The sequence below is a fragment of the Bacillus cereus group sp. TH152-1LC genome, assembly GCF_027710505.1.
In the GTDB taxonomy this organism is placed as follows: Bacteria; Bacillota; Bacilli; order Bacillales; family Bacillaceae_G; genus Bacillus_A; species Bacillus_A mobilis.
In genome coordinates, this window is record NZ_JAQFNK010000016.1 from 1 (window position 1) to 19,218 (window position 19,218).

Consider the following 19,218-nt stretch of genomic DNA (forward strand, 5'->3'; position numbering starts at 1 on the left):
GAAGAAGAAAAGGCCAAAGCGAAAGTGAAGGCAGCCGCCGTGGCAAAAGCAAAAGCAGCGGCATTAGCGAAGCAAAAAAGAGAAGGAAGCGAAGAAGTAACGGAAGAGGACAAGGAAAAGGCGAAAGCAATTGCAGCAGCGAAGGCGAAAGCGGCTGCGGCTGCAAGGGCGAAGACAAAGGGTGCTGAAGGTAAGAAGGAAGAGGAACCGAAGCAGGAAGAGCCATCCGTGAATCAACCGTATTTAAATCAGTATGTTGAAGTTATTAAGGGGAAAGTAGGAGAGGATACATTAGTAGATTCCTACATTAATAAACTTTCAAAAGATGTGCCAACTCTTGTGGTGGAGCCTTCAAAATATCATGAAGTGATGGAATTATTACGGTTCCACGAGGGACTTGCATTTGATTATATGTCAGAGCTACATGCGACGGATTTTGTGACACATATGGAAGTATATGTTCATTTATTTTCATATGGAAAGAAACAGTCAGTAGCGATAAAGGTGAAGCTGGACAGGGAGGCGCCGCAAGTAGAATCGGTGACAACGTTTTGGAAAGGCGCGGACTGGCCGGAGCGGGAAGCATATGATTTGCTCGGTATTGTATTTAAGGGGCATCCAAATTTATCACGTATTTTAATGCCAGATGACTGGATAGGGCACCCGCTTAGGAAAGATTATGAACCGCATGATGTGGAGGTGTAGCTAATGATCCGTACGGAAGAAATGCTTTTGAATGTAGGACCTCAGCATCCGAGTACGCACGGTGTGTTCAGGCTTGTTATTAAGATTGATGGGGAAATTATTAAAGAAGCTACGCCAGTTATTGGATATCTGCATCGCGGGACCGAAAAGATTGCCGAGAGCTTACAGTATACGCAAATTATCCCTTATACAGATCGAATGGACTATTTATCGGCCATGACGAATAATTACGTCATTTGCCATGCTGTAGAGACGATGATGGGGCTTGAAATACCGGAGCGAGCCGAATACTTGCGAGTACTTGCAATGGAGCTTGGAAGGATTGCGAGTCACCTCGTTTGGTGGGGGACAAATCTTCTTGATATAGGAGCGGTCAGCCCATTTTTGTACGCGTTTCGTGAACGAGAGATGATTATAAATTTATTAAATGAATTATGCGGTGCCCGGCTTACTTTTAATTATATGAGAGTCGGCGGTGTAAAGTGGGATGCGCCGGACGGTTGGATCGAAAAAGTGGAAGAGTTTGTTCCGTATATGAGAGAGCAATTGGCAGGTTATCATGATCTCGTTAGTGGTAATGAGATTTTCTTAAATCGTGTAAAAGGCGTTGGTATATATAGTGCGGAAGAAGCGATTTCGTATTCTTTAAGCGGAGCGAATTTGCGGTGTACGGGAGTAAACTGGGATCTTCGCAAGGATGAACCGTACTCCATTTATGATCGTTTTGATTTCGATATTCCTGTTGGGAGCGTGGGAGATGCTTGGGATCGTTACGTTTGCCGCATGGAGGAAATTGAGGAGTCGTTAAAAATTGTTGAGCAAGCTGTCCAGCAGTTCCCGAAAGACGGAGCTGTGCTGGCGAAAGTGCCGAAAATCATTAAGGCGCCTAAAGGGGAAGCATTTGTACGTATAGAATCGCCGCGAGGAGAGATTGGTTGCTATATTGCTAGTGACGGAAAGAAAGAGCCGTACCGCTTGAAGTTTCGCAGGCCGTCTTTTTACAATTTACAAATTTTACCGAAGTTATTGAAAGGTGAAAACATCGCCAATTTAATTACGATTTTAGGTGGAGTTGATATTGTACTTGGGGAGGTTGATGGCTAATGATTGAAACGCTCTTACAATCACCTTCAAGCTGGACGAATTTCTTCATTTTTTTCGGATTAGCGGTGCTCTTATTATTTGCAGTCCTTGGCTTCGTTACATATGGTATTTTGGCAGAACGGAAAGTGATGGGGTTTATGCAAGGGCGGATTGGACCAAACCAAGTTGGGGGCCGATTCGGTTTACTGCAAACGGTAGCCGATGTTTTGAAACTACTATTGAAGGAAGATAGTATTCCGAAGGCGGCAGATAAACCATTGTTTATATTAGCACCTGTTATTGCGTTTGCACCGGCATTTATGGTGCTTGCAGTCATCCCGTTTACTGATAAATTTCAGTTTGCGGATATTGGCGTAGGCTTACTGTATTACATTGCTGTTTCTGGTATTACGACGATTGGTGTTGTGACCGGAGGATGGGCATCAAATAATAAATATTCCCTTTTAGGAGGGATGCGTGCGGCGGCGCAAATGATTTCTTATGAAATTCCGCTCGTAATGAGTGTAATTGGCGTCGTTTTGTTAGCTGGTAGCCTAAATTTAAATGAAATCGTAGCAGCGCAGGAGAATGTTTGGTACATTTTCGTACAGCCAATCGGTTTCGTCGTCTTCTTAATCGCAGCGGTAGCAGAGTTAAATAGGACGCCGTTCGATTTACCGGAAGCAGAGTCAGAACTTGTTTCTGGATATCATACGGAATACTCAGGATTTCGCTGGGCGTTTTTCATGCTTTCAGAGTACGTTTATTTCTTCGGAATGGCATCTTTAATTACAGTGCTCTTTTTAGGTGGATGGAATCCAGTCATGTTCCTTGGATTTATCCCCGGAGCTGTATGGTTTGCATTGAAATTTAGCAGTGTAGTCTTTCTATTAATTTGGTTCCGCGTTACGTTCCCGCGTATAAGAGGTGACCAGTTAATGGAGTTTGGCTGGAAGGTATTATTGCCAATTGCACTTGCGAATATTTTCTTAACGGCATTGATTAAGGAGTTATTCTTCTAATCTATGAGGGGGGTGCCAGTAAGAGATGAAGGGACTATTTAAAGGATTAAAATATACATTAAGTAATTTGAGTAAGAAGAAGGTGACTTACGATTATCCGAATCAACCGTTACCGTTGCCAGACCGCTTTCGAGGTATTCAAAAGTTTTATCCGGAAAAGTGCATTGTTTGTAACCAGTGCTCTAACATTTGTCCGACAGACTGTATTCAGTTAACGGGGAAAAAACATCCAGATCCTACGAAAAAAGGAAAAATTATCGACACGTACGATATTAATTTTGAAATTTGTATTCTGTGTGATTTATGTACAGAAGTTTGTCCGACAGAGGCGATCGTTATGACAAATAACTTTGAACTCGCGGAATATTCACGTGATGACTTATTTAAAAATTTGCAGTGGCTTGATGAAAACGACGAAAATGTCAGGAAGGAGAATAAAGCATGAATGGCGAGTTTGTAGCATTTTTCATACTATCCTTGTCTGCAATTATCGGCGGTGTTCTTATGTTGAACTTAACGAAAGTTATGCATATGATGCTAGCTCTCGTTCTGACATTTCTTAGTATCGCAGGTTTGTACTTTCTTTTATCGGCCGAATTTATCGGAGTTGCACAAATTTTACTTTACTCGGGTGCGATCACAATTATTATGATTTTTGGCATTATGTTAACGCAACATAACGCAGAAAACGAATCACGTCTTACTCTTCGAAAATGGATTATCTTCTTTGCGGTTGTAGCATTTGGGGCAGTTATGTATTTCGCCGTTAACAATATTGATTTTGCAAATGAAAGCACACAAGGAAGTTTACCTCTCCATGAAAAAAACACACTTCAAATCGGTACACTTCTCTATTCGAAATATATTATTCCATTTGAGTTAACCTCAGTTATTTTACTTGTAGCACTTGTTGGGGCAATTATACTTGCGAAGAAGGATGAGAAAGAGGAGGATTCCAATGAGTAGCGTTCCGGCTTCTGCATATTTAACGCTTGCAATTATTTTGTTTTGCATCGGTTTGTTTGGAGCTTTAACGAAGCGAAATACAGTGATTGTATTAGTTTGTATTGAATTAATGCTTAATGCGGCCAATTTAAATTTAGTAGCATTTAGTAAATTAGGTTTGTTTCCAAATTTAACAGGGCAAATTTTCTCTCTGTTTACGATGGCTGTAGCGGCTGCGGAGGCGGCGGTGGAACTCGCCATTTTAATTGCTTTGTATCGTAATCGTACGACGGTTCATGTAGATGAAATGGATACGCTCAAAGGATAACATTGTGACCGAAAAGGGGGAAGGAAACAATGATCGATTATGCATGGCTCATACCGCTTTTCCCGCTTGTTTCGTTTTTTTTATTACTTATATTCGGGAAGAAAATTAGAGAAGGAAGCAGTGTACTTAGTATTTTTCTCGTCTTTCTCTCCTTTATATTTGCGGTACTTGTATTAATAGAACGGTTTTCGAAAGTAGGAATTAAGCATAAGTGGGTATGGCTTAGAACGGGAGATATTGATATATCATTTGGCTTTGAAGTGACTGCATTAGGGGCTTTAATGCTGTTTATCGTTACACTTGTGAGTTTACTTGTACATGTGTATTCGAAAGGTTATATGAAAGGCGAGGAAAGATTACCAACCTTTTATGCTTATTTAGGACTCTTTACATTTGCGATGCTCGGGCTCGTTATATCACCGAATTTATTACAGCTTTATATATTTTGGGAGTTAGTAGGCCTCGGTTCGTTTTTACTCATCGGTTTTTATTTCTTTAAAGAAGAAGCGAAGGCTGCTGCGAAAAAGGCTTTTATTATGACGCGTATTGGAGATGTCGGTTTATTTATTGGGATGATTTTAATTTTCTGGCATGCGGGCAGCTTTGAATATGACGCAATTTTTAGAGCGATTCATACGGGGGATCTTACCCCTACGATGATTACAATAACAGCGATATTAATTTTTATCGGGGCGATGGGGAAATCAGGTCAGTTCCCGCTTCATACGTGGTTACCGGATGCCATGGAGGGGCCGACGCCTGTTTCGGCACTTATTCATGCAGCGACGATGGTCGCTGCTGGCGTATATTTAGTGGCGACAATGTTTCCGCTATTTTCAGCAAGTGCGGTGGCGATGCAGACAGTGGCAGTTGTTGGAGCCTTCACTGCGATCTTTGCGGCTTCCATTGGTCTTGTACAAACGGATATAAAGAGAGTACTTGCTTATTCTACAGTTAGCCAGCTTGGTTATATGATGCTTGCATTAGGATCTGCTGGTTATGTAGCTGGTGTTTTCCATTTAACGACACACGCCTTTTTTAAAGCACTACTATTTTTGGCGGCAGGAAGTGTCATTCATGCAGTGCATACGCAAAACATTAATAAAATGGGCGGCTTACAGAAGAAGATGAAAGTAACGGGTGCACTATTTTTAATCGGTACTCTTGCAATTAGTGGTGTGCCACTCCTTTCCGGTTTCTTTAGTAAAGATGAAATTTTAGCGGCAGCTTGGATGGACGGCAATTACGTTTTATTCATATTAGCAGTAATTGCAGCATTCTTAACAGCGTTCTATATGTTCCGGCTATACTTCCTTGTCTTTACTGGGGAAGCAAAGACGAAGGAAAATGTGCATGAATCGCCTCGCGTTATGACGTATCCAATGATTGTCCTCGGGGTCCTCGCGGTAGTGGCGGGTTATATGAATACACCATGGTTTGGGACGTTTCTGGGGGATTGGCTTACAAAAGATGTAGCATTTAAAGCGCGCGAAGCACATGGGCCAGTTTGGATTATGATCGTAGCGACGCTCGTTTCATTTGCAGGGATTGCTCTCGCATATTTCATATATGGTAAGAAATCTATTTCTAGGGAGTGGGCTGGTGGTGAGGGAACACCTCTGTATAACCTTTTGAAAGAAAAGTATTATGTGGATGAACTATACAATATGACGGTGCTCCCTATTACGAAGGGAATCGCTCATGTGCTTCGCTTATTTGAGGTGTATGTAGTCGAAGGAATTGCTATTTTAATAGGGGGGCTAGTTAAAGGGATAAGCGGACTCGGTTCTAGACTCCAAAACGGAAATGTACAAGTGTACGGCACTGTAACAGCTGTTTCGCTTGCAGTACTCGTCATTATTTTGCTTTATACGGGAGGGGATTTACGATGAATGATTTGTTATTAACGTTCTTCATTTTTTCCCCGCTTTTAGGAATTCTTTTGCTGGTATTAACACCGAAAAAAGAATCGCGTACAGTGCGAGCACTTGGTTTATTTGGGACGGCGCTTCCATTTGGGATCGCTATCGTCCTCGCTTGTACATATGCTTCTGGAAAGAGTTTGTCGCTATTCGATGAAAAAGTGAAATGGATTAAATTTGGGGATTTTGCAGCGGTGGATAAAAGATGGTTTTCCATTTATTACGAGCTTGGTATTGATGGTTTATCGCTCGTTATGATGGTGCTGACGGCCCTTCTAGCGATGCTTGCAGCAATTGCGGCATTTACTATTAAAAGGAACTTAAAAGCCTTTTATATGCTGCTACTCATACTAGAAATAGGGATGCTCGGCGTCTTCGCTGCTCAAAATTTAATGCTGTTCTTTATTTTCTTTGAAATTACATTGCCGCCAATGTTTTTATTAATTGGGAAGTGGGGGAAATTGTCGAGTGAAAAGGCTGCTTATAGTTATTTAATATATAACGGTATCGGCTCCGCTATTTTACTCATTGTTTTCTCGGTTTTATTTGCGAAAACAGGTACAACAAATATTACAGAGCTTAAAGAAATATTAACGAGTGTAGGTGTTGGGGGAGGAATGACTGTCTCAAGTATCTTACAGTTCGGTTTGTTTCTTGCCATAATGATCGCTTTTGCGATTAAACTACCCGTTTTCCCGTTACATCGCTGGATGGTTAATGTGCATATTGAAGCGCATCCAGCTGTAGTTATGCTTCATGCGGGCGTTTTACTGAAGATTGGAGCATACGGTATGATTCGCTTCGGAAAGGGGTTATTCCCGGAATACTTTCGCGAGTTTGCAACGCTCATTGCGATTTTAGGAGTCATCAATTTATTGTACGGAGCCTTCTTGGCGCTCATCCAAACGGACTTTCGGAAGGTGCTTGCTTACTCTAGTATTTCGCATATGGGTATTGTATTAATGGGCCTTGCGGCGTTAAATGCACCAGGTACACAAGGAGCGCTATTCCAAGTCGTGTCGCACGGTTTAATTGCGGCCTTACTCTTCTTTTTACTTGGTGTTATAGAACAACGCTTTGGAACGTCGGATATTACGGCGCTTGGCGGACTGGCAAAAAGTGTCCCTGTACTTAGCGGATTCTTCTTAGCAGGAGGGATGGCATCGCTTGGATTACCAGGAATGTCTGGATTTGTTAGCGAGTTTCTTGCCTTTCTCGGTTTATTCCAAGGGGAGCCAGTCATTGCTGCAGTCGGTGTACTTGGCATCATTTTAACCGCTGTATACGTATTGAGAGCGACACTTCAAGTAACATTTGGTAAGAAAGAGTGGGAAGCGAAAGTTGATATACACGGATGGGAGTATGTCCCTATATTGCTACTTATCTTCTGCATTATTGCAATTGGAGTAATGCCAGAAATATTAGGGGATCCGCTTCAAAATACATTGAAAACATTGGGGGTGAAGTAGGATGGATATGAATACGTTACTTAGCTTATCATGGCATCTCATGGTGCCAGAATTCATTATTCTCGGAGCAGCCATCCTTCTTTCCATATGTGATTTGTTTTTTAAGTTGAACCATAGATATGTAGCGCTTAGTGCAATCGCAGCAGTTATATTAGCAATCGTGTCATTAATTATGCTATATGGCGAACCAACAGGAGATATTTTAAACGGATCGTTTGTGTTAGATGGGTTTTCAAAAGGATTCAAAACGTTGTTGTTAGGCGGAGCAGCCCTCATCTTATGCACCGCAATGAGCGACGATAAGAAGAATCCCATTGAAGATAAGGGAGAATATTATTACTTGTTTTTAATGGCACTTCTTGGGGCTATGTTTATGGCTTCTAGTGTCGACTTCATTACACTTTTCGTCGGTTTAGAATTGCTTTCACTTTCTTCATATATTTTAGTAGGAATACGAAAAAAGAACCGTGCATCAAACGAGGCGGCCATGAAATATGTCATTAACGGAGGAATTGGAACGGCAATTACCCTCTTTGGAATGAGTTATTTATACGGTATTACAGGATCAACTAATATCGTGGATATGCAAAAAGTATTCGCAGGGGAGCTTGCTGGTGGTATTCAGTTATTGTTAGCTCTCGCATTTCTACTATTACTCGTTGGACTCTCTTTTAAAATTGCGACGGTGCCGTTTCATATGTGGGCGCCAGATGTGTATGAGGGAGCGGCTACGCCTGTTACTGCTTTTCTTGGAACGATTTCTAAAATTGCTGGGTTCTTACTCATTATTCGTCTGTTTCTCATGGTTTTTGCAAGCGTATCGGTGCAAGGAGGAGACATGCAATCTTTATACGGACGTATGAGCATATACATTGCCGTGCTAGCGAGTATTACGATGGTTATTGGAAATGTAGTTGCATTAAAACAATATAACGTAAAGCGTTTATTTGCCTATTCGGGAATCGCACATGCGGGGTATTTACTCGTTCCGCTTGTAGCATTATCACCATTTACGATGGATGGCATGTGGTTTTATATGCTTGCGTATATGCTTATGAATATAGGCGCGTTTGCAATTATCCACGGCTTAATCTTACAAAGCGACAAAGAAAACATTACCATTTTCACCGGATTATATAAAAGGTCGCCATTTATGGCGATAGTGATGACGATTTTTATTTTATCGTTGGCTGGAATACCAGGAACAGCTGGTTTCATCGGGAAAATTAACATCTTTTTAGGTGCACTGCATGTAGAGCCAGCTCATTACGTACTAGCTTCTATTATGATGGGAACGACAGTCATTTCATTCGTATATTATTTCCGTATCTTACAGCAAATGTTTTTCCGGACGGGAGAAATGGAAGAGAAAATTCATTTGCCATTCAATATAAAGGTTGTTATGAGCCTTTGTGCAATTTCGATTGTAATACTAGGGATTATGCCGATGATCGGGTACAATTTCTTTTATGAATATTTTCCATTAATGAAGGATTTCTTCTTCCTAGGGAACGTGGTACAATAGTGAAAATAAAAGGTGTGGAGTTGTTACTCTGCGCTTTTTATTTTGTGTGAACTACAATTGAAAATGCATGTAGGTATACGTTTTTTGAGAGCAAATTACGATGTGAAATGTAAGATGCTTATTTGTATTTGAAAAAGTGTGGCTCCTACTTATTATGGTATCGTTTTTATAGTATTTCGTAAGTAGTAGCTGGGTAAAAAGGGGTCGATTTTTTGGCACATCTTTTAGGGCAACAAGCACTGATTGCCATCGTTTCGCATTTATTGTTTATTACCATTACGTGGTGGGCCTTACAAGGTATTCACATTGAGCGTTTAATGAAACCTGGAAAGGTGATGCAGACGCGAGTATTACTCATCCTAATTACAATTGCAATTGGAACATCTGTAAGTAACTTTTTCCTTGATTATTTAGGCTATTCAAAGAGTTTAACGTATTTAGTAAAGTAAGTGTATAGAACCTCATATCTCCGTTAACAATGGGGATAGGAGGGGATGAAATTGAAGCTTAAAGCCATTCTTATTGTTGTGATAAGTGTTGTTTTATTTTTGGTTGGATATAGAGAAATGAAACCGATCAGCGATGAACAGAAAATGGAGAGCATGATTGCAACTTTAGAGAAAAATAATGCTAAAGTAGAGAAGTGGTCATGGTTAGCGCGAGAAACAAAAACAATTTCTAATATACATACGTTTCAAAAGTTGTTAAACGATGTGAAGGACAAGGCGAATATTCAAAAGTGGGAATTAGAGCAATCTCCAGATGGATATAAAGCTACATCCTATAAAAAGTTTTCTTCTTATGAAGAACGAGTAGTAGTAACATGGAGTAAGGAAAATACTAAAGAAAACACTTTCATTATTTTTGAAGTGAGCGGGGCGAAATGGGACCCGAAGTACATTCAGAAAACAAATAAAATTTTTAGTGAAAAACCTATAATTTACACTTGTGTTCAAGGTGTACTGAATGATAAGATTGAAGGTGTTTTGCAAAATAAAACCAATCAGGTTTTGAAAGATCTTTCAGCAAGAGCGATCGAACAGATAGAAGAAAGAGCATTTGTGTCAGTCTCCGCATACAATAAAAAGTGGGATGACGCTCTTTCAACAAATAGAGAGAAAATAAATGTGCAAATAGCAATACGTTCTACAGACAACAAAGATACAATTGTGGTTGGCACACCGATCATAACTTCTGAGTATTGAGTGAATAGATACTGAAAAAAGGACACGGAGGGGAATAATTTGGAAAAGATCATCGTCCGTGGCGGAAAGCGGTTAAACGGCACAGTGCGTGTTGAGGGCGCAAAAAATGCTGTATTACCTATAATCGCTGCAGCCCTATTAGCGAGTGATGGAAAGAATGTACTATCTGAAGTACCAGTTTTGTCTGATGTATACACAATTAATGAGGTATTACGTCATTTAAATGCTGAAGTCGTATTTGAAAATAACCAAGTAACAATCGATGCTTCTAAAGAACTAAATATCGAAGCACCATTTGAATATGTACGTAAAATGCGTGCATCTGTTCAAGTAATGGGACCATTATTAGCACGTAACGGTCGTGCTCGTATTGCACTTCCTGGTGGATGTGCCATTGGTTCACGTCCAATTGACCAACATTTAAAAGGCTTCGAAGCAATGGGAGCAAAAGTACAGGTTGGTAATGGTTTTGTTGAGGCATACGTTGAGGGAGAACTAAAAGGAGCTAAAATTTATTTAGACTTCCCAAGCGTGGGCGCGACAGAAAACATTATGTCTGCAGCTACATTAGCAAAAGGGACAACAATCCTTGAAAACGCAGCGAAAGAACCAGAAATCGTTGACTTAGCTAACTTCTTAAATGCGATGGGAGCGAAAGTACGCGGAGCTGGAACTGGAACGATTCGTATCGAAGGCGTTGATAAATTATATGGTGGAAACCACTCTATTATTCCTGATCGTATTGAAGCGGGAACATTCATGGTTGCAGCGGCAATTACTGGTGGAGACATCTTAATTGAAAATGCTGTACCTGAACATTTACGCTCAATTACAGCGAAAATGGAAGAAATGGGTGTTAAAATTATTGAAGAAAATGAAGGTGTACGCGTTATCGGCCCAGATAAGTTAAAAGCGGTTGATATTAAAACTATGCCTCACCCAGGTTTCCCAACAGACATGCAATCACAAATGATGGCATTATTACTACAAGCTGATGGAACAAGTATGATTACAGAAACGGTATTCGAAAACCGCTTTATGCACGTTGAAGAATTCCGTCGTATGAATGCTGATATTAAAATCGAAGGTCGTTCTGTTATTATGAACGGTCCAAACAGCTTACAAGGTGCTGAAGTAGGTGCAACTGATTTACGTGCTGCTGCTGCATTAATCTTAGCTGGTTTAGTATCTGAAGGTTACACTCGTGTAACTGAGTTAAAGCATCTTGACCGTGGTTATGTAGATTTCCATAAGAAATTAGCTGCATTAGGTGCAACTATTGAACGTGTAAACGAAAAAGTAGAAGAAGTGAAAGAACAAGAAGTTTCTGATCTTCACGCTTAATTGAAATAGTCTCTACGTCTTTTGACGTAGGGGCTATTTTTTTTTTTGTTATTACTGTTATAGTCAATAAATTCTATACTTATGCACGTACCAGTGAAAATATTTAGAAAATTTTCGTTTTAGCTGGTTCCCCTTAAGTATGTTCTAAAAGAAAGAGTTGTTCCATAAGAATGAATGGAGTAAAGCTTTTTCATATTGGGGGAAATAAGATGAAATTTTCAAAGCCACTTTTCATCACAGTAGCGCTTCTCATAGCGCTCGTTATCATTGTACCTGCTGCTCTTGTTATTCCGTTTGCGAAAGCAAAGGTAGGGGAAGAAGCAGCTTCTAAAACTCCTCCAGCAATAGAAAGTATACCAGCTCCAGGAAAAGTGGATACAGCGGTGCAAGTTGCTGTATATCGTGAGAAACAGAAAAAGGTAGATACATTACCTATGGAGGAGTATGTGACCGGTGTAGTAGCTTCTGAGATGAATGCCAGTTTTGAAATAGAGGCGCTAAAGGCGCAGGCATTAGCAGCGAGAACATTTGTGGTGCAGCGTATGCTAAGTGGAGGAAAGAAAAACAATGCGGACGTGACAGATACGGTGAAAGATCAAGTGTACAAAAGTAAAGAAGAATTGAAGAAACAATGGGGTAATAACTACGAAAATAATTTGAAGAAAATCGAAGAAGCCGTTTCGAAAACCGCAGGACAAGTTTTAACGTATGATGGAAAACCAATCTCAGCATCCTTCTTCTCAACGAGTAATGGCCGGACAGAAAACGCGGCTGATTATTGGGGAAATGATTATCCGTACTTAAAGAGCGTAGATAGTCCGTGGGATCAAGCTTCTCCGAAGTTTACGAGTGAGCAAACATTTACAGTAGCTGACTTCCAAAAGCGTCTCGGTGTGAAAGTGCTAGCAGACGGGAAAATTGGTGATATTAAAGGGCGTACAGAAGGAAAACGTGTAAAAGACGTAGCGTTTCAAGGGAAAACATTAACCGGAAGAGATGTGCGTGACAAATTAGATTTACGCTCTTCTGACTTCACGTGGAAACAAGATGGAGATAAAATCATTGTTACGACGAAAGGCTTTGGCCACGGTGTTGGCATGAGCCAATACGGAGCAAATGGTATGGCAGCGGAAGGAAAAAAATATACAGATATCGTTGCTCATTATTACAAAGGCGTTGAAATAAAGTCGATGAATGATTATGAAGGAAAGCTAATGGTGAAGAAGTAAGGTACAGAATAAACCGTCCCAAGAGGTATGTTGGGACGGTTTTCTTTTGTTAGTAGATAGGTTATCCTTGTCGAATCATTGATAGATATATTAAAAAAATCGTCAATGTTCAGTGGTGACAGAACTCTGTTTAAAGGGCCGATGGATCGCTGGAAGCTATTATAAGGATGGGCGTACAAAGAATTATGAAAGGCGGTTGGCTCCATACAGGAGACATTGTCGCGGTTGATTCGGAAGGATTTATTAAGAGTGCTCATCGTACGAAGGATTTAATTAAAAGTGGAGGCAAATGGATCTCTTCCGTAGATTTAGAAAATGCCTTAATGTCGCACGATAAAGTGTTAGAAGCAGAGTTTCCAAAATGGTGGATGCCAGACGATATTTTATTTGTAAACGAAATTCCGAAAACATCTGTAGGGAAGTTTCTAAAACGAGCGCTGCGTGATCAGCTCAAGACGTATATGGTAGAGCAAAACTAGAGAAGGAGGCTATCCTTTCATTTGGATAGTCTTCTTTTTAGAATGTTCCATAAAATATCAAAATTTTCCATTAATTGTTTGGTATAATAGGATAAAAAGCATTTGGGGGAGACAAAATGGCGTTATTGGAGTTGAGACAATTAGGGAAGACGAACCAGCTACCAGCAGTTGAATTGAAGGTTGAGCAAGGGCAATGTGTTGTTTTGCAATGTAATAACCATACAGCGAAAATATTGCACCGCATTATTATTGGTGAGGAAGAAGCTTCAACTGGCAACGTGTTATTTGAGGGAGAATCGATTGGAAAGAAAAATTATTCTCGCATTGGTTTTTGTTTTTTGAAAGATGAAGCATACGAACGTTTGAAGGTAAAGGAATACTTTAAGTTCTTAATAGGGCTGTATGGATCAAATATGAGTACGGAAGAAGTAGTACAGTATGTCGGCCTCTTAGATAAGTTAAACGTTAAAATAGAAAAACTATCATTTTCAGAGAAACGTCGCCTTCATATCGGGCGAGTTATGATTCATAATCCGGATTTAGTTATTTTGGAAGAACCAGAGCAAAATGTAGATACAGAGAGCACGATTATTATTCGAAAATCAATTATGGCAATGAAAGAGCAAGGAAAAGCGATTTTTATTACGTCATCCTTTCTTTCGGACGCCCTTTCGTTAACAGAAGATGTATACATTTTAAATAACGATGGTGTGAAAAAAATAGAAATCGAACAAGAAGAAGTTGAAGAAGTTGATGAAGAAAAGGTTGTTCAAATGATTCCGCAAATGAAACTTGAAAGAATACCAGCGAAAGTGAACGATAAAATCATTTTACTTGATCCGATGGAAATTCATTTCATTGAAACGCAAAACGGAGTGACACATATTCATGTGCGCGAAGGTGATTTCGTATGTGCATTAACATTAAGTGAACTAGAAGCGAGATTAACAGGATTCGGGTTCTTTAGATGTCATCGCTCGTACCTTGTGAATTTGCAAAGAGTACGAGAAGTCATTACATGGACTCGTAATAGCTTTAGTTTAATTTTGGATGACGAAAGAAAAAGTTCAATTCCGCTTTCAAAAGGACGAATGGATGAATTAAAAGGTGTGATTGGGCTATAAAAATTACTCCAATAAGCTCAAAATATGATTCATTCACCGGTAAGAATACTCCTTTTACCGGTATTTTACTGCGTAACCTCTTTGTTTTTCATATGATTGAGTCAAGAAAAGCGAAACAAACAAAAAGCGCTAAAGCGACTTTCATCTATAAAAGAAAAAAACAAAGGGGATGACGAGATGACATTGGCAATTGAAATGAAAGATGTAATGAAAAGTTTCAACGAAAAAACAGCACTTCGAAATGTAAATATTGAGGTGAAGCAAGGAGAGATTTTTGGATTCCTCGGACCGAGTGGATCTGGAAAAACGACAACAGTAAAGATTTTAACTTCTCAATTGCTGCATAGCGTTGGAACAGTGAGAGTACTAGGTAAAGACATTACAGGACCAAGCAGCATTGATTACAAACGAATTGGTATTTTAACAGACAACAGCGGTTTATATGAGAGACTTAGCATTTATGATAACTTACTATTATTTTGTGACTTATACGATTGTAAAAAAGAACGAATCGATGAAGTACTAGCACAAGTGAATCTATTGGATGATAAAAAAACATTAGTAAAGAAACTATCAAAAGGAATGAAGCAGCGCGTCACATTAGCTAGAGCGATTCTTCATAAACCGGATATCCTCTTCTTAGACGAACCAACATCTGCACTCGATCCAGTTAACGTACAAAACATTCATAAAGTCTTAAAAGATTTAAATAAAGAAGGAACTACAATTTTCTTAACGACGCACAACATGGAAGAAGCAGAGACTCTTTGTAACCGCATTGCTTTTCTATGCGGTGGAGAAATTGTAGCGCTTGATACACCGGAGAACCTTCGCTTACAATACGCGAAAGATCAAATACAAGTCGTATTAAAAGATAAGCAAAAAGAAGTCGTACAAAAAGATGAATTAGGTGCAAAACGTATTTCAGAATGGATGAAAAAAGGCGAATTGCTATCGATTCACTCACATGAACCAACGCTAGGCGATATCTTTATTGAAGTTACTGGGAGGGGATTATAATGACATTTTCAATGAGACGATTTTCAGCTATTTTTCGGAAAGAGGTACAGGATATTAAAGCAAATGCATCTGTACTCGTAATGGCGGTAATGCCACTTGTATTTTCTTTTGTTTATCAACAGATGGATGGACCAAAAGAACAAATAGCTAATATGGTAACTTTAATGGCTTTAACAATGGTAGGAAGTTTTGTTCAAGCAGCTTTAATTGCGGAAGAAAAAGAAAAGCACACGCTACGTGTAATGATGTTATCACCAGCATCATCGTTAGAAGTGCTACTAGGAAAAAGCACATTAACAGCTCTTATCACATTTGTAATTTGTATTAGTAACTTTGCTATTTTAGGTGTAATAAAGGGCAATATGGTTTTAATCGCTCTATTTTTACTTGTTAGTATATTTTTCTTCCTTATGTTAGGTACGGGGATTGGATTAATAGCTAAAACAACGGCGTCAACATCAGTAGTAGGTATGCCGATTCTATTTGTTTTTCTTCTAGCTCCAATGTTAGGGGGATTCATTAAAAGTGAGTTTGTAAAAAAGGCAATCGATTTCCTTCCAACGAAGCATCTTGCGGATGCAATGCCGAAATTGCTGGCTGGAAAAGGATTTTCAACTGTTAGTGGTGATTTAATCAATATTATCATTTGGTGTGTGCTTTCAATTATTCTTTGTATTGTAGTTTACAAAAAGAAACAAATGGACTAAAAACTGAGCTGAAACGCTCAGTTTTTTCTTTTTTCAATCATTTCCTCGGAAATTTTACAATTCTTATACATATTTTTACAGATTTTGTCGAAAAGTAATTAGTTATAGGTTGTATAGGATACGTGAATATTGTTCAAAATGATTGCTGAGGTGATGATGGAATGCGAGGAAGAAATAATAAAAAGTCGCAAAAGGTAGTACATTTATTTCAAAAAAGATGGGTGTTTCCGGCACTATACATTGCATGTGCAGCGGTAATTTTAATGGTTGCGCTATGGTTCCAAGGAGCTAATCCGAAGAAGACTCCGAACCAAGATCAAGCAACACCGTATACACAATCGGAAGATCCAGCAGTACCAGTAACGAAATCTTCAGAAGTAGTGAAAATGCCAGCTGCCGCTAATGCGGAAGTAGTCGTACAGAAGAAATTCTATGAAGATGCAGCAACTGAGGCGGAACAAGAAAAAGCACTTGTCTTTTATAACAACACATATTCCCCAAATAAAGGAATCGACATTGCTGCGAAGAATGGAAAAGAATTTAATGTAGCTGCTGCTTTAAGCGGTACAGTAACAAAAGCTGAAAAAGATTCACTTCTTGGTTATGTTGTAACAGTTGATAGTGGAAATGGTGTAGCAGCTTCTTATCAAAGCTTAGGTAGTGTAAAAGTAGAAAAAGGTGCACGAGTTGCACAAGGTGAAGTATTAGGGAAATCCGGTCTAAGTGCAATGAATAAAGAAGCAGGATCTCACGTTCACTTTGAAGTACGTAAAGACAATGTGGCTGTGAACCCTGAGCGCTATTTAAATAAATCAGTAGCAGAAATTAAAGCTGATGCAGGTGCTGCAAAAGCAACGAATGCTTCTGGTAAAAAAGCTGATGACAAATCTCAAAAAGAAGAAAAGTCAACGAGCACGAAACCAGAAAGTAAAACAGAAGACAAGTCTCAAAAAGAAGAGAAATCAACAAGCGGTTCAACTAGTGACAAAAAAGAAGAACCAAAGAAAGAAGAAAAATCAACAAATGGTTCTACAGAATCATCTAACAGTTCTTCTTCACAAGAATAAAAAAGTGGAAAAATCAGTTCTCACTAGGAGAGCTGATTTTTTTACTTTCATATAAAAATACTCAATTTCGAGAAAAAAGTTGCAATAACAAGGAAAAATGACGAGATTCTCGAATATATATTACAAAAGGGAGGGGATACTGTGTCATTTTTGTTTGTTCTGTCGACTGCTATTATTTTATTGTTTGTTTTATTTACTTTATATTATTACATTGCTGGTAAGAAAGAGGTTCCCCACCATCAGTTATTAGAAGAAGAGTTGGAACGAGAAGAATGACACCTTATATATAAGGTGTCATTTTTTTTCGCCAAAATAGTCACTGTTAACGTATTTCTCACAAAAAAATGTAATTTTTCTTAACTTAGTCCGCAAAAATAGTGAACATGTAGCATATATCAGTAGTGCGGGCAATACAATGGTATAAACCAAAGCAAAGAGAGTGTTTGAGGTGAGAAATCGTGAATCATTTCATTATAAATCCAAGAATGTTTAACGCTTACAAACAGCACTCACACTTACTTCTTAGTCATATGCAGCGAGGCTCATTTCACCCTTCTCACATCCAATTTAGGGAGGCGAGTGGTGTGCACGATTACATCAAAGAGAGAACTATCAAGATTGGTAAGTATATCGTGGAGACAAGAAAGACAGTGCGTGTCATTGCAAAGGAATTTGGGGTATCAAAGAGTACAGTCCATAAAGATTTAACGGAACGTCTACCAGAAATTAATCCAGAGCTCGCAAATGAAGTGAAAGAAATTCTTGATTATCATAAGTCTATTCGTCATTTAAGAGGCGGAGAAGCAACAAAGCAAAAGTATAGAAAAGAAGATGTAGAAAAGCCGGTCCGTCAATAAATATGCGATCGCAAACATTCCGTTTCAATTCGGTAATATTTTTCAGAAGAATTCTTTTTGCGAATATTACGTTTCTGTTAAATTTATGATAAAATCAGAAATTAGGTGTAAAAGAATTCGGGTGTAACCTGATTTTGAATATCGAGGAGGAAATGACGGGAATGTTTGCGCGAGATATCGGAATTGACCTAGGTACGGCTAACGTATTAATCCATGTTAAAGGTAAGGGTATTGTATTAAATGAGCCATCTGTTGTTGCAATTGATCGTAACACAGGTAAAGTATTAGCAGTAGGTGAAGAAGCAAGAAGTATGGTGGGACGTACGCCTGGTAATATTGTAGCAATTCGTCCGCTTAAAGATGGTGTAATCGCAGATTTCGAAATTACAGAAGCAATGTTAAAGTATTTCATTAACAAATTGGACGTAAAGAGCTTCTTTTCAAAACCTCGTATTTTAATTTGCTGTCCAACAAATATCACATCTGTAGAACAAAAAGCAATTCGTGAGGCTGCTGAACGTTCAGGTGGTAAAACAGTATTTTTAGAAGAAGAACCAAAAGTAGCCGCAGTTGGTGCTGGTATGGAAATCTTCCAACCAAGCGGTAACATGGTTGTTGATATTGGTGGAGGTACAACAGATATCGCTGTACTATCTATGGGTGATATTGTTACCTCTTCCTCTATCAAAATGGCTGGCGATAAGTTTGATATGGAGGTCTTAAACTATGTTAAACGTAAGTATAAGCTGTTAATTGGAGAACGTACTTCAGAAAATATTAAAATTAAAGTTGGTACAGTATTCCCAGGTGCACGTAGCGAAGAGCTTGAAATTCGCGGACGTGACATGGTAACTGGTTTACCACGCACAATTACAGTATGCTCTGAAGAAATTACAGAAGCACTAAAAGAAGACGCGGCTATCATTGTACAAGCTGCAAAAGGTGTATTAGAGCGCACACCACCAGAACTATCTGCGGACATCATCGACCGCGGTGTTATTCTAACAGGCGGTGGAGCTTTACTACACGGTATCGACATGCTTCTAGCAGAAGAACTAAAAGTACCAGTATTAATTGCTGAAAACCCAATGCAATGTGTTGCGGTTGGTACAGGTATTATGTTAGAGAATATTGATAAATTACCAAAGCGTGCTTTACGATAAAGTGAAACTTTAATAAGTGGGGGT

Annotated in this window: 20 protein-coding genes and 1 pseudogene; all 21 read left to right on the forward strand. The window is 39.2% G+C overall.

The features are described 5' to 3' along the window. Positions 1 to 705, forward strand: a 705-nt coding sequence (locus tag PDL00_RS25320) for an NADH-quinone oxidoreductase subunit C (RefSeq protein ID WP_270731924.1), incomplete at its 5' end; no start/stop codon positions are given. Positions 706 to 708: 3 nt separating this feature from the next. Further along, a complete protein-coding gene (gene nuoD / locus PDL00_RS25325; protein ID WP_002123807.1) occupies positions 709 to 1,809 on the forward strand; it encodes an NADH-quinone oxidoreductase subunit NuoD in 1,101 nt (366 codons plus the stop codon). Beyond that, the gene (gene nuoH, locus PDL00_RS25330; RefSeq protein WP_000573437.1) at positions 1,809 to 2,810 is read left to right on the forward strand and encodes an NADH-quinone oxidoreductase subunit NuoH; all 1,002 of its coding nucleotides are present in this window, start codon (positions 1,809 to 1,811) and stop codon (positions 2,808 to 2,810) included. The genes nuoD and nuoH overlap by 1 nt, the downstream gene beginning before the upstream one ends. Positions 2,811 to 2,835: 25 nt before the next feature. Beyond that, positions 2,836 to 3,255 carry an NADH-quinone oxidoreductase subunit NuoI gene (gene nuoI / locus PDL00_RS25335; protein WP_000677191.1) on the forward strand — a complete coding sequence of 140 codons (420 nt, stop codon included), beginning with the start codon at positions 2,836 to 2,838 and terminating at the stop codon, positions 3,253 to 3,255. Continuing rightward, entirely contained in the window at positions 3,252 to 3,776 is a 525-nt protein-coding gene (locus PDL00_RS25340) for an NADH-quinone oxidoreductase subunit J (RefSeq protein ID WP_001012824.1), read from the forward strand. The genes nuoI and PDL00_RS25340 overlap by 4 nt, the downstream gene beginning before the upstream one ends. Further along, positions 3,769 to 4,083, forward strand: coding sequence for an NADH-quinone oxidoreductase subunit NuoK (gene nuoK, locus PDL00_RS25345; protein WP_270731931.1), 315 nt, complete (start codon positions 3,769 to 3,771; stop codon positions 4,081 to 4,083). The genes PDL00_RS25340 and nuoK overlap by 8 nt, the downstream gene beginning before the upstream one ends. Positions 4,084 to 4,112: 29 nt before the next feature. Beyond that, on the forward strand, positions 4,113 to 5,975 hold the full coding sequence (gene nuoL / locus PDL00_RS25350; protein WP_270731934.1) for an NADH-quinone oxidoreductase subunit L: 1,863 nt from the start codon (positions 4,113 to 4,115) through the stop codon (positions 5,973 to 5,975). Continuing rightward, positions 5,972 to 7,474 (forward strand): NADH-quinone oxidoreductase subunit M, encoded by a 1,503-nt coding sequence (locus PDL00_RS25355; protein ID WP_270731936.1) that lies wholly within the window; start codon positions 5,972 to 5,974, stop codon positions 7,472 to 7,474. Before nuoL ends, PDL00_RS25355 begins: the two co-directional genes overlap by 4 nt. Positions 7,475 to 7,481: 7 nt before the next feature. Beyond that, positions 7,482 to 8,999 carry an NADH-quinone oxidoreductase subunit NuoN gene (gene nuoN / locus PDL00_RS25360; RefSeq protein ID WP_333563536.1) on the forward strand — a complete coding sequence of 506 codons (1,518 nt, stop codon included), beginning with the start codon at positions 7,482 to 7,484 and terminating at the stop codon, positions 8,997 to 8,999. A 212-nt stretch (positions 9,000 to 9,211) separates the two neighbouring features. Beyond that, positions 9,212 to 9,448 (forward strand): DUF1146 family protein, encoded by a 237-nt coding sequence (locus tag PDL00_RS25365; RefSeq protein ID WP_000940742.1) that lies wholly within the window; start codon positions 9,212 to 9,214, stop codon positions 9,446 to 9,448. A 51-nt stretch (positions 9,449 to 9,499) separates the two neighbouring features. Continuing rightward, entirely contained in the window at positions 9,500 to 10,204 is a 705-nt protein-coding gene (locus tag PDL00_RS25370; protein ID WP_373605270.1) for a YwmB family TATA-box binding protein, read from the forward strand. Positions 10,205 to 10,243: 39 nt separating this feature from the next. Continuing rightward, positions 10,244 to 11,548, forward strand: a complete 1,305-nt coding sequence (gene murA / locus PDL00_RS25375; RefSeq protein ID WP_000411268.1) for a UDP-N-acetylglucosamine 1-carboxyvinyltransferase — start codon at positions 10,244 to 10,246, stop codon at positions 11,546 to 11,548. A gap of 209 nt (positions 11,549 to 11,757) precedes the next feature. Next, a complete protein-coding gene (gene spoIID, locus PDL00_RS25380) occupies positions 11,758 to 12,777 on the forward strand; it encodes a stage II sporulation protein D (protein ID WP_242257141.1) in 1,020 nt (339 codons plus the stop codon). Positions 12,778 to 12,898: 121 nt separating this feature from the next. Next, positions 12,899 to 13,256: pseudogene (locus PDL00_RS25385) on the forward strand (fatty-acid--CoA ligase); the annotation flags it as partial. 116 nt (positions 13,257 to 13,372) lie between these two features. Further along, the gene (locus PDL00_RS25390; RefSeq protein ID WP_242257140.1) at positions 13,373 to 14,380 is read left to right on the forward strand and encodes a LytTR family transcriptional regulator DNA-binding domain-containing protein; all 1,008 of its coding nucleotides are present in this window, start codon (positions 13,373 to 13,375) and stop codon (positions 14,378 to 14,380) included. Between the two features lie 177 nt (positions 14,381 to 14,557). Next, a complete protein-coding gene (locus PDL00_RS25395; protein ID WP_064470674.1) occupies positions 14,558 to 15,400 on the forward strand; it encodes an ABC transporter ATP-binding protein in 843 nt (280 codons plus the stop codon). After that, positions 15,400 to 16,107, forward strand: a complete 708-nt coding sequence (locus tag PDL00_RS25400) for an ABC transporter permease (protein ID WP_097844694.1) — start codon at positions 15,400 to 15,402, stop codon at positions 16,105 to 16,107. The genes PDL00_RS25395 and PDL00_RS25400 overlap by 1 nt, the downstream gene beginning before the upstream one ends. Before the next feature lie 161 nt (positions 16,108 to 16,268). Next, positions 16,269 to 17,174: a M23 family metallopeptidase gene (locus PDL00_RS25405; RefSeq protein ID WP_097817059.1), complete on the forward strand. Its 906-nt coding sequence runs from the start codon at positions 16,269 to 16,271 to the stop codon at positions 17,172 to 17,174. 141 nt (positions 17,175 to 17,315) lie between these two features. Continuing rightward, complete coding sequence (locus PDL00_RS25410) at positions 17,316 to 17,450, forward strand: hypothetical protein (protein WP_000008903.1); 135 nt, start codon at positions 17,316 to 17,318, stop codon at positions 17,448 to 17,450. A gap of 308 nt (positions 17,451 to 17,758) precedes the next feature. Then, positions 17,759 to 18,031: a sporulation transcriptional regulator SpoIIID gene (gene spoIIID, locus PDL00_RS25415; RefSeq protein ID WP_000544012.1), complete on the forward strand. Its 273-nt coding sequence runs from the start codon at positions 17,759 to 17,761 to the stop codon at positions 18,029 to 18,031. A 161-nt stretch (positions 18,032 to 18,192) separates the two neighbouring features. Continuing rightward, the gene (locus tag PDL00_RS25420) at positions 18,193 to 19,194 is read left to right on the forward strand and encodes a rod shape-determining protein (protein WP_270732127.1); all 1,002 of its coding nucleotides are present in this window, start codon (positions 18,193 to 18,195) and stop codon (positions 19,192 to 19,194) included. Positions 19,195 to 19,218 lie beyond the last annotated feature (24 nt).

Bases quoted from the DNA above. Each gene is read 5' to 3' on its own strand.
- nuoD (WP_002123807.1), top strand. From the start codon at position 709: ATGATCCGTACGGAAGAAATGCTTTTGAATGTAGGACCTCAGCATCCG.
- nuoH (WP_000573437.1), top strand. From the start codon at position 1,809: ATGATTGAAACGCTCTTACAATCACCTTCAAGCTGGACGAATTTCTTC.
- nuoI (WP_000677191.1), top strand. From the start codon at position 2,836: ATGAAGGGACTATTTAAAGGATTAAAATATACATTAAGTAATTTGAGT.
- PDL00_RS25340 (WP_001012824.1), top strand. From the start codon at position 3,252: ATGAATGGCGAGTTTGTAGCATTTTTCATACTATCCTTGTCTGCAATT.
- nuoK (WP_270731931.1), top strand. From the start codon at position 3,769: ATGAGTAGCGTTCCGGCTTCTGCATATTTAACGCTTGCAATTATTTTG.
- nuoL (WP_270731934.1), top strand. From the start codon at position 4,113: ATGATCGATTATGCATGGCTCATACCGCTTTTCCCGCTTGTTTCGTTT.
- PDL00_RS25355 (WP_270731936.1), top strand. From the start codon at position 5,972: ATGAATGATTTGTTATTAACGTTCTTCATTTTTTCCCCGCTTTTAGGA.
- nuoN (WP_333563536.1), top strand. From the start codon at position 7,482: ATGAATACGTTACTTAGCTTATCATGGCATCTCATGGTGCCAGAATTC.
- spoIID (WP_242257141.1), top strand. From the start codon at position 11,758: ATGAAATTTTCAAAGCCACTTTTCATCACAGTAGCGCTTCTCATAGCG.
- PDL00_RS25390 (WP_242257140.1), top strand. From the start codon at position 13,373: ATGGCGTTATTGGAGTTGAGACAATTAGGGAAGACGAACCAGCTACCA.
- PDL00_RS25395 (WP_064470674.1), top strand. From the start codon at position 14,558: ATGACATTGGCAATTGAAATGAAAGATGTAATGAAAAGTTTCAACGAA.
- PDL00_RS25400 (WP_097844694.1), top strand. From the start codon at position 15,400: ATGACATTTTCAATGAGACGATTTTCAGCTATTTTTCGGAAAGAGGTA.
- PDL00_RS25405 (WP_097817059.1), top strand. From the start codon at position 16,269: ATGCGAGGAAGAAATAATAAAAAGTCGCAAAAGGTAGTACATTTATTT.
- PDL00_RS25420 (WP_270732127.1), top strand. From the start codon at position 18,193: ATGTTTGCGCGAGATATCGGAATTGACCTAGGTACGGCTAACGTATTA.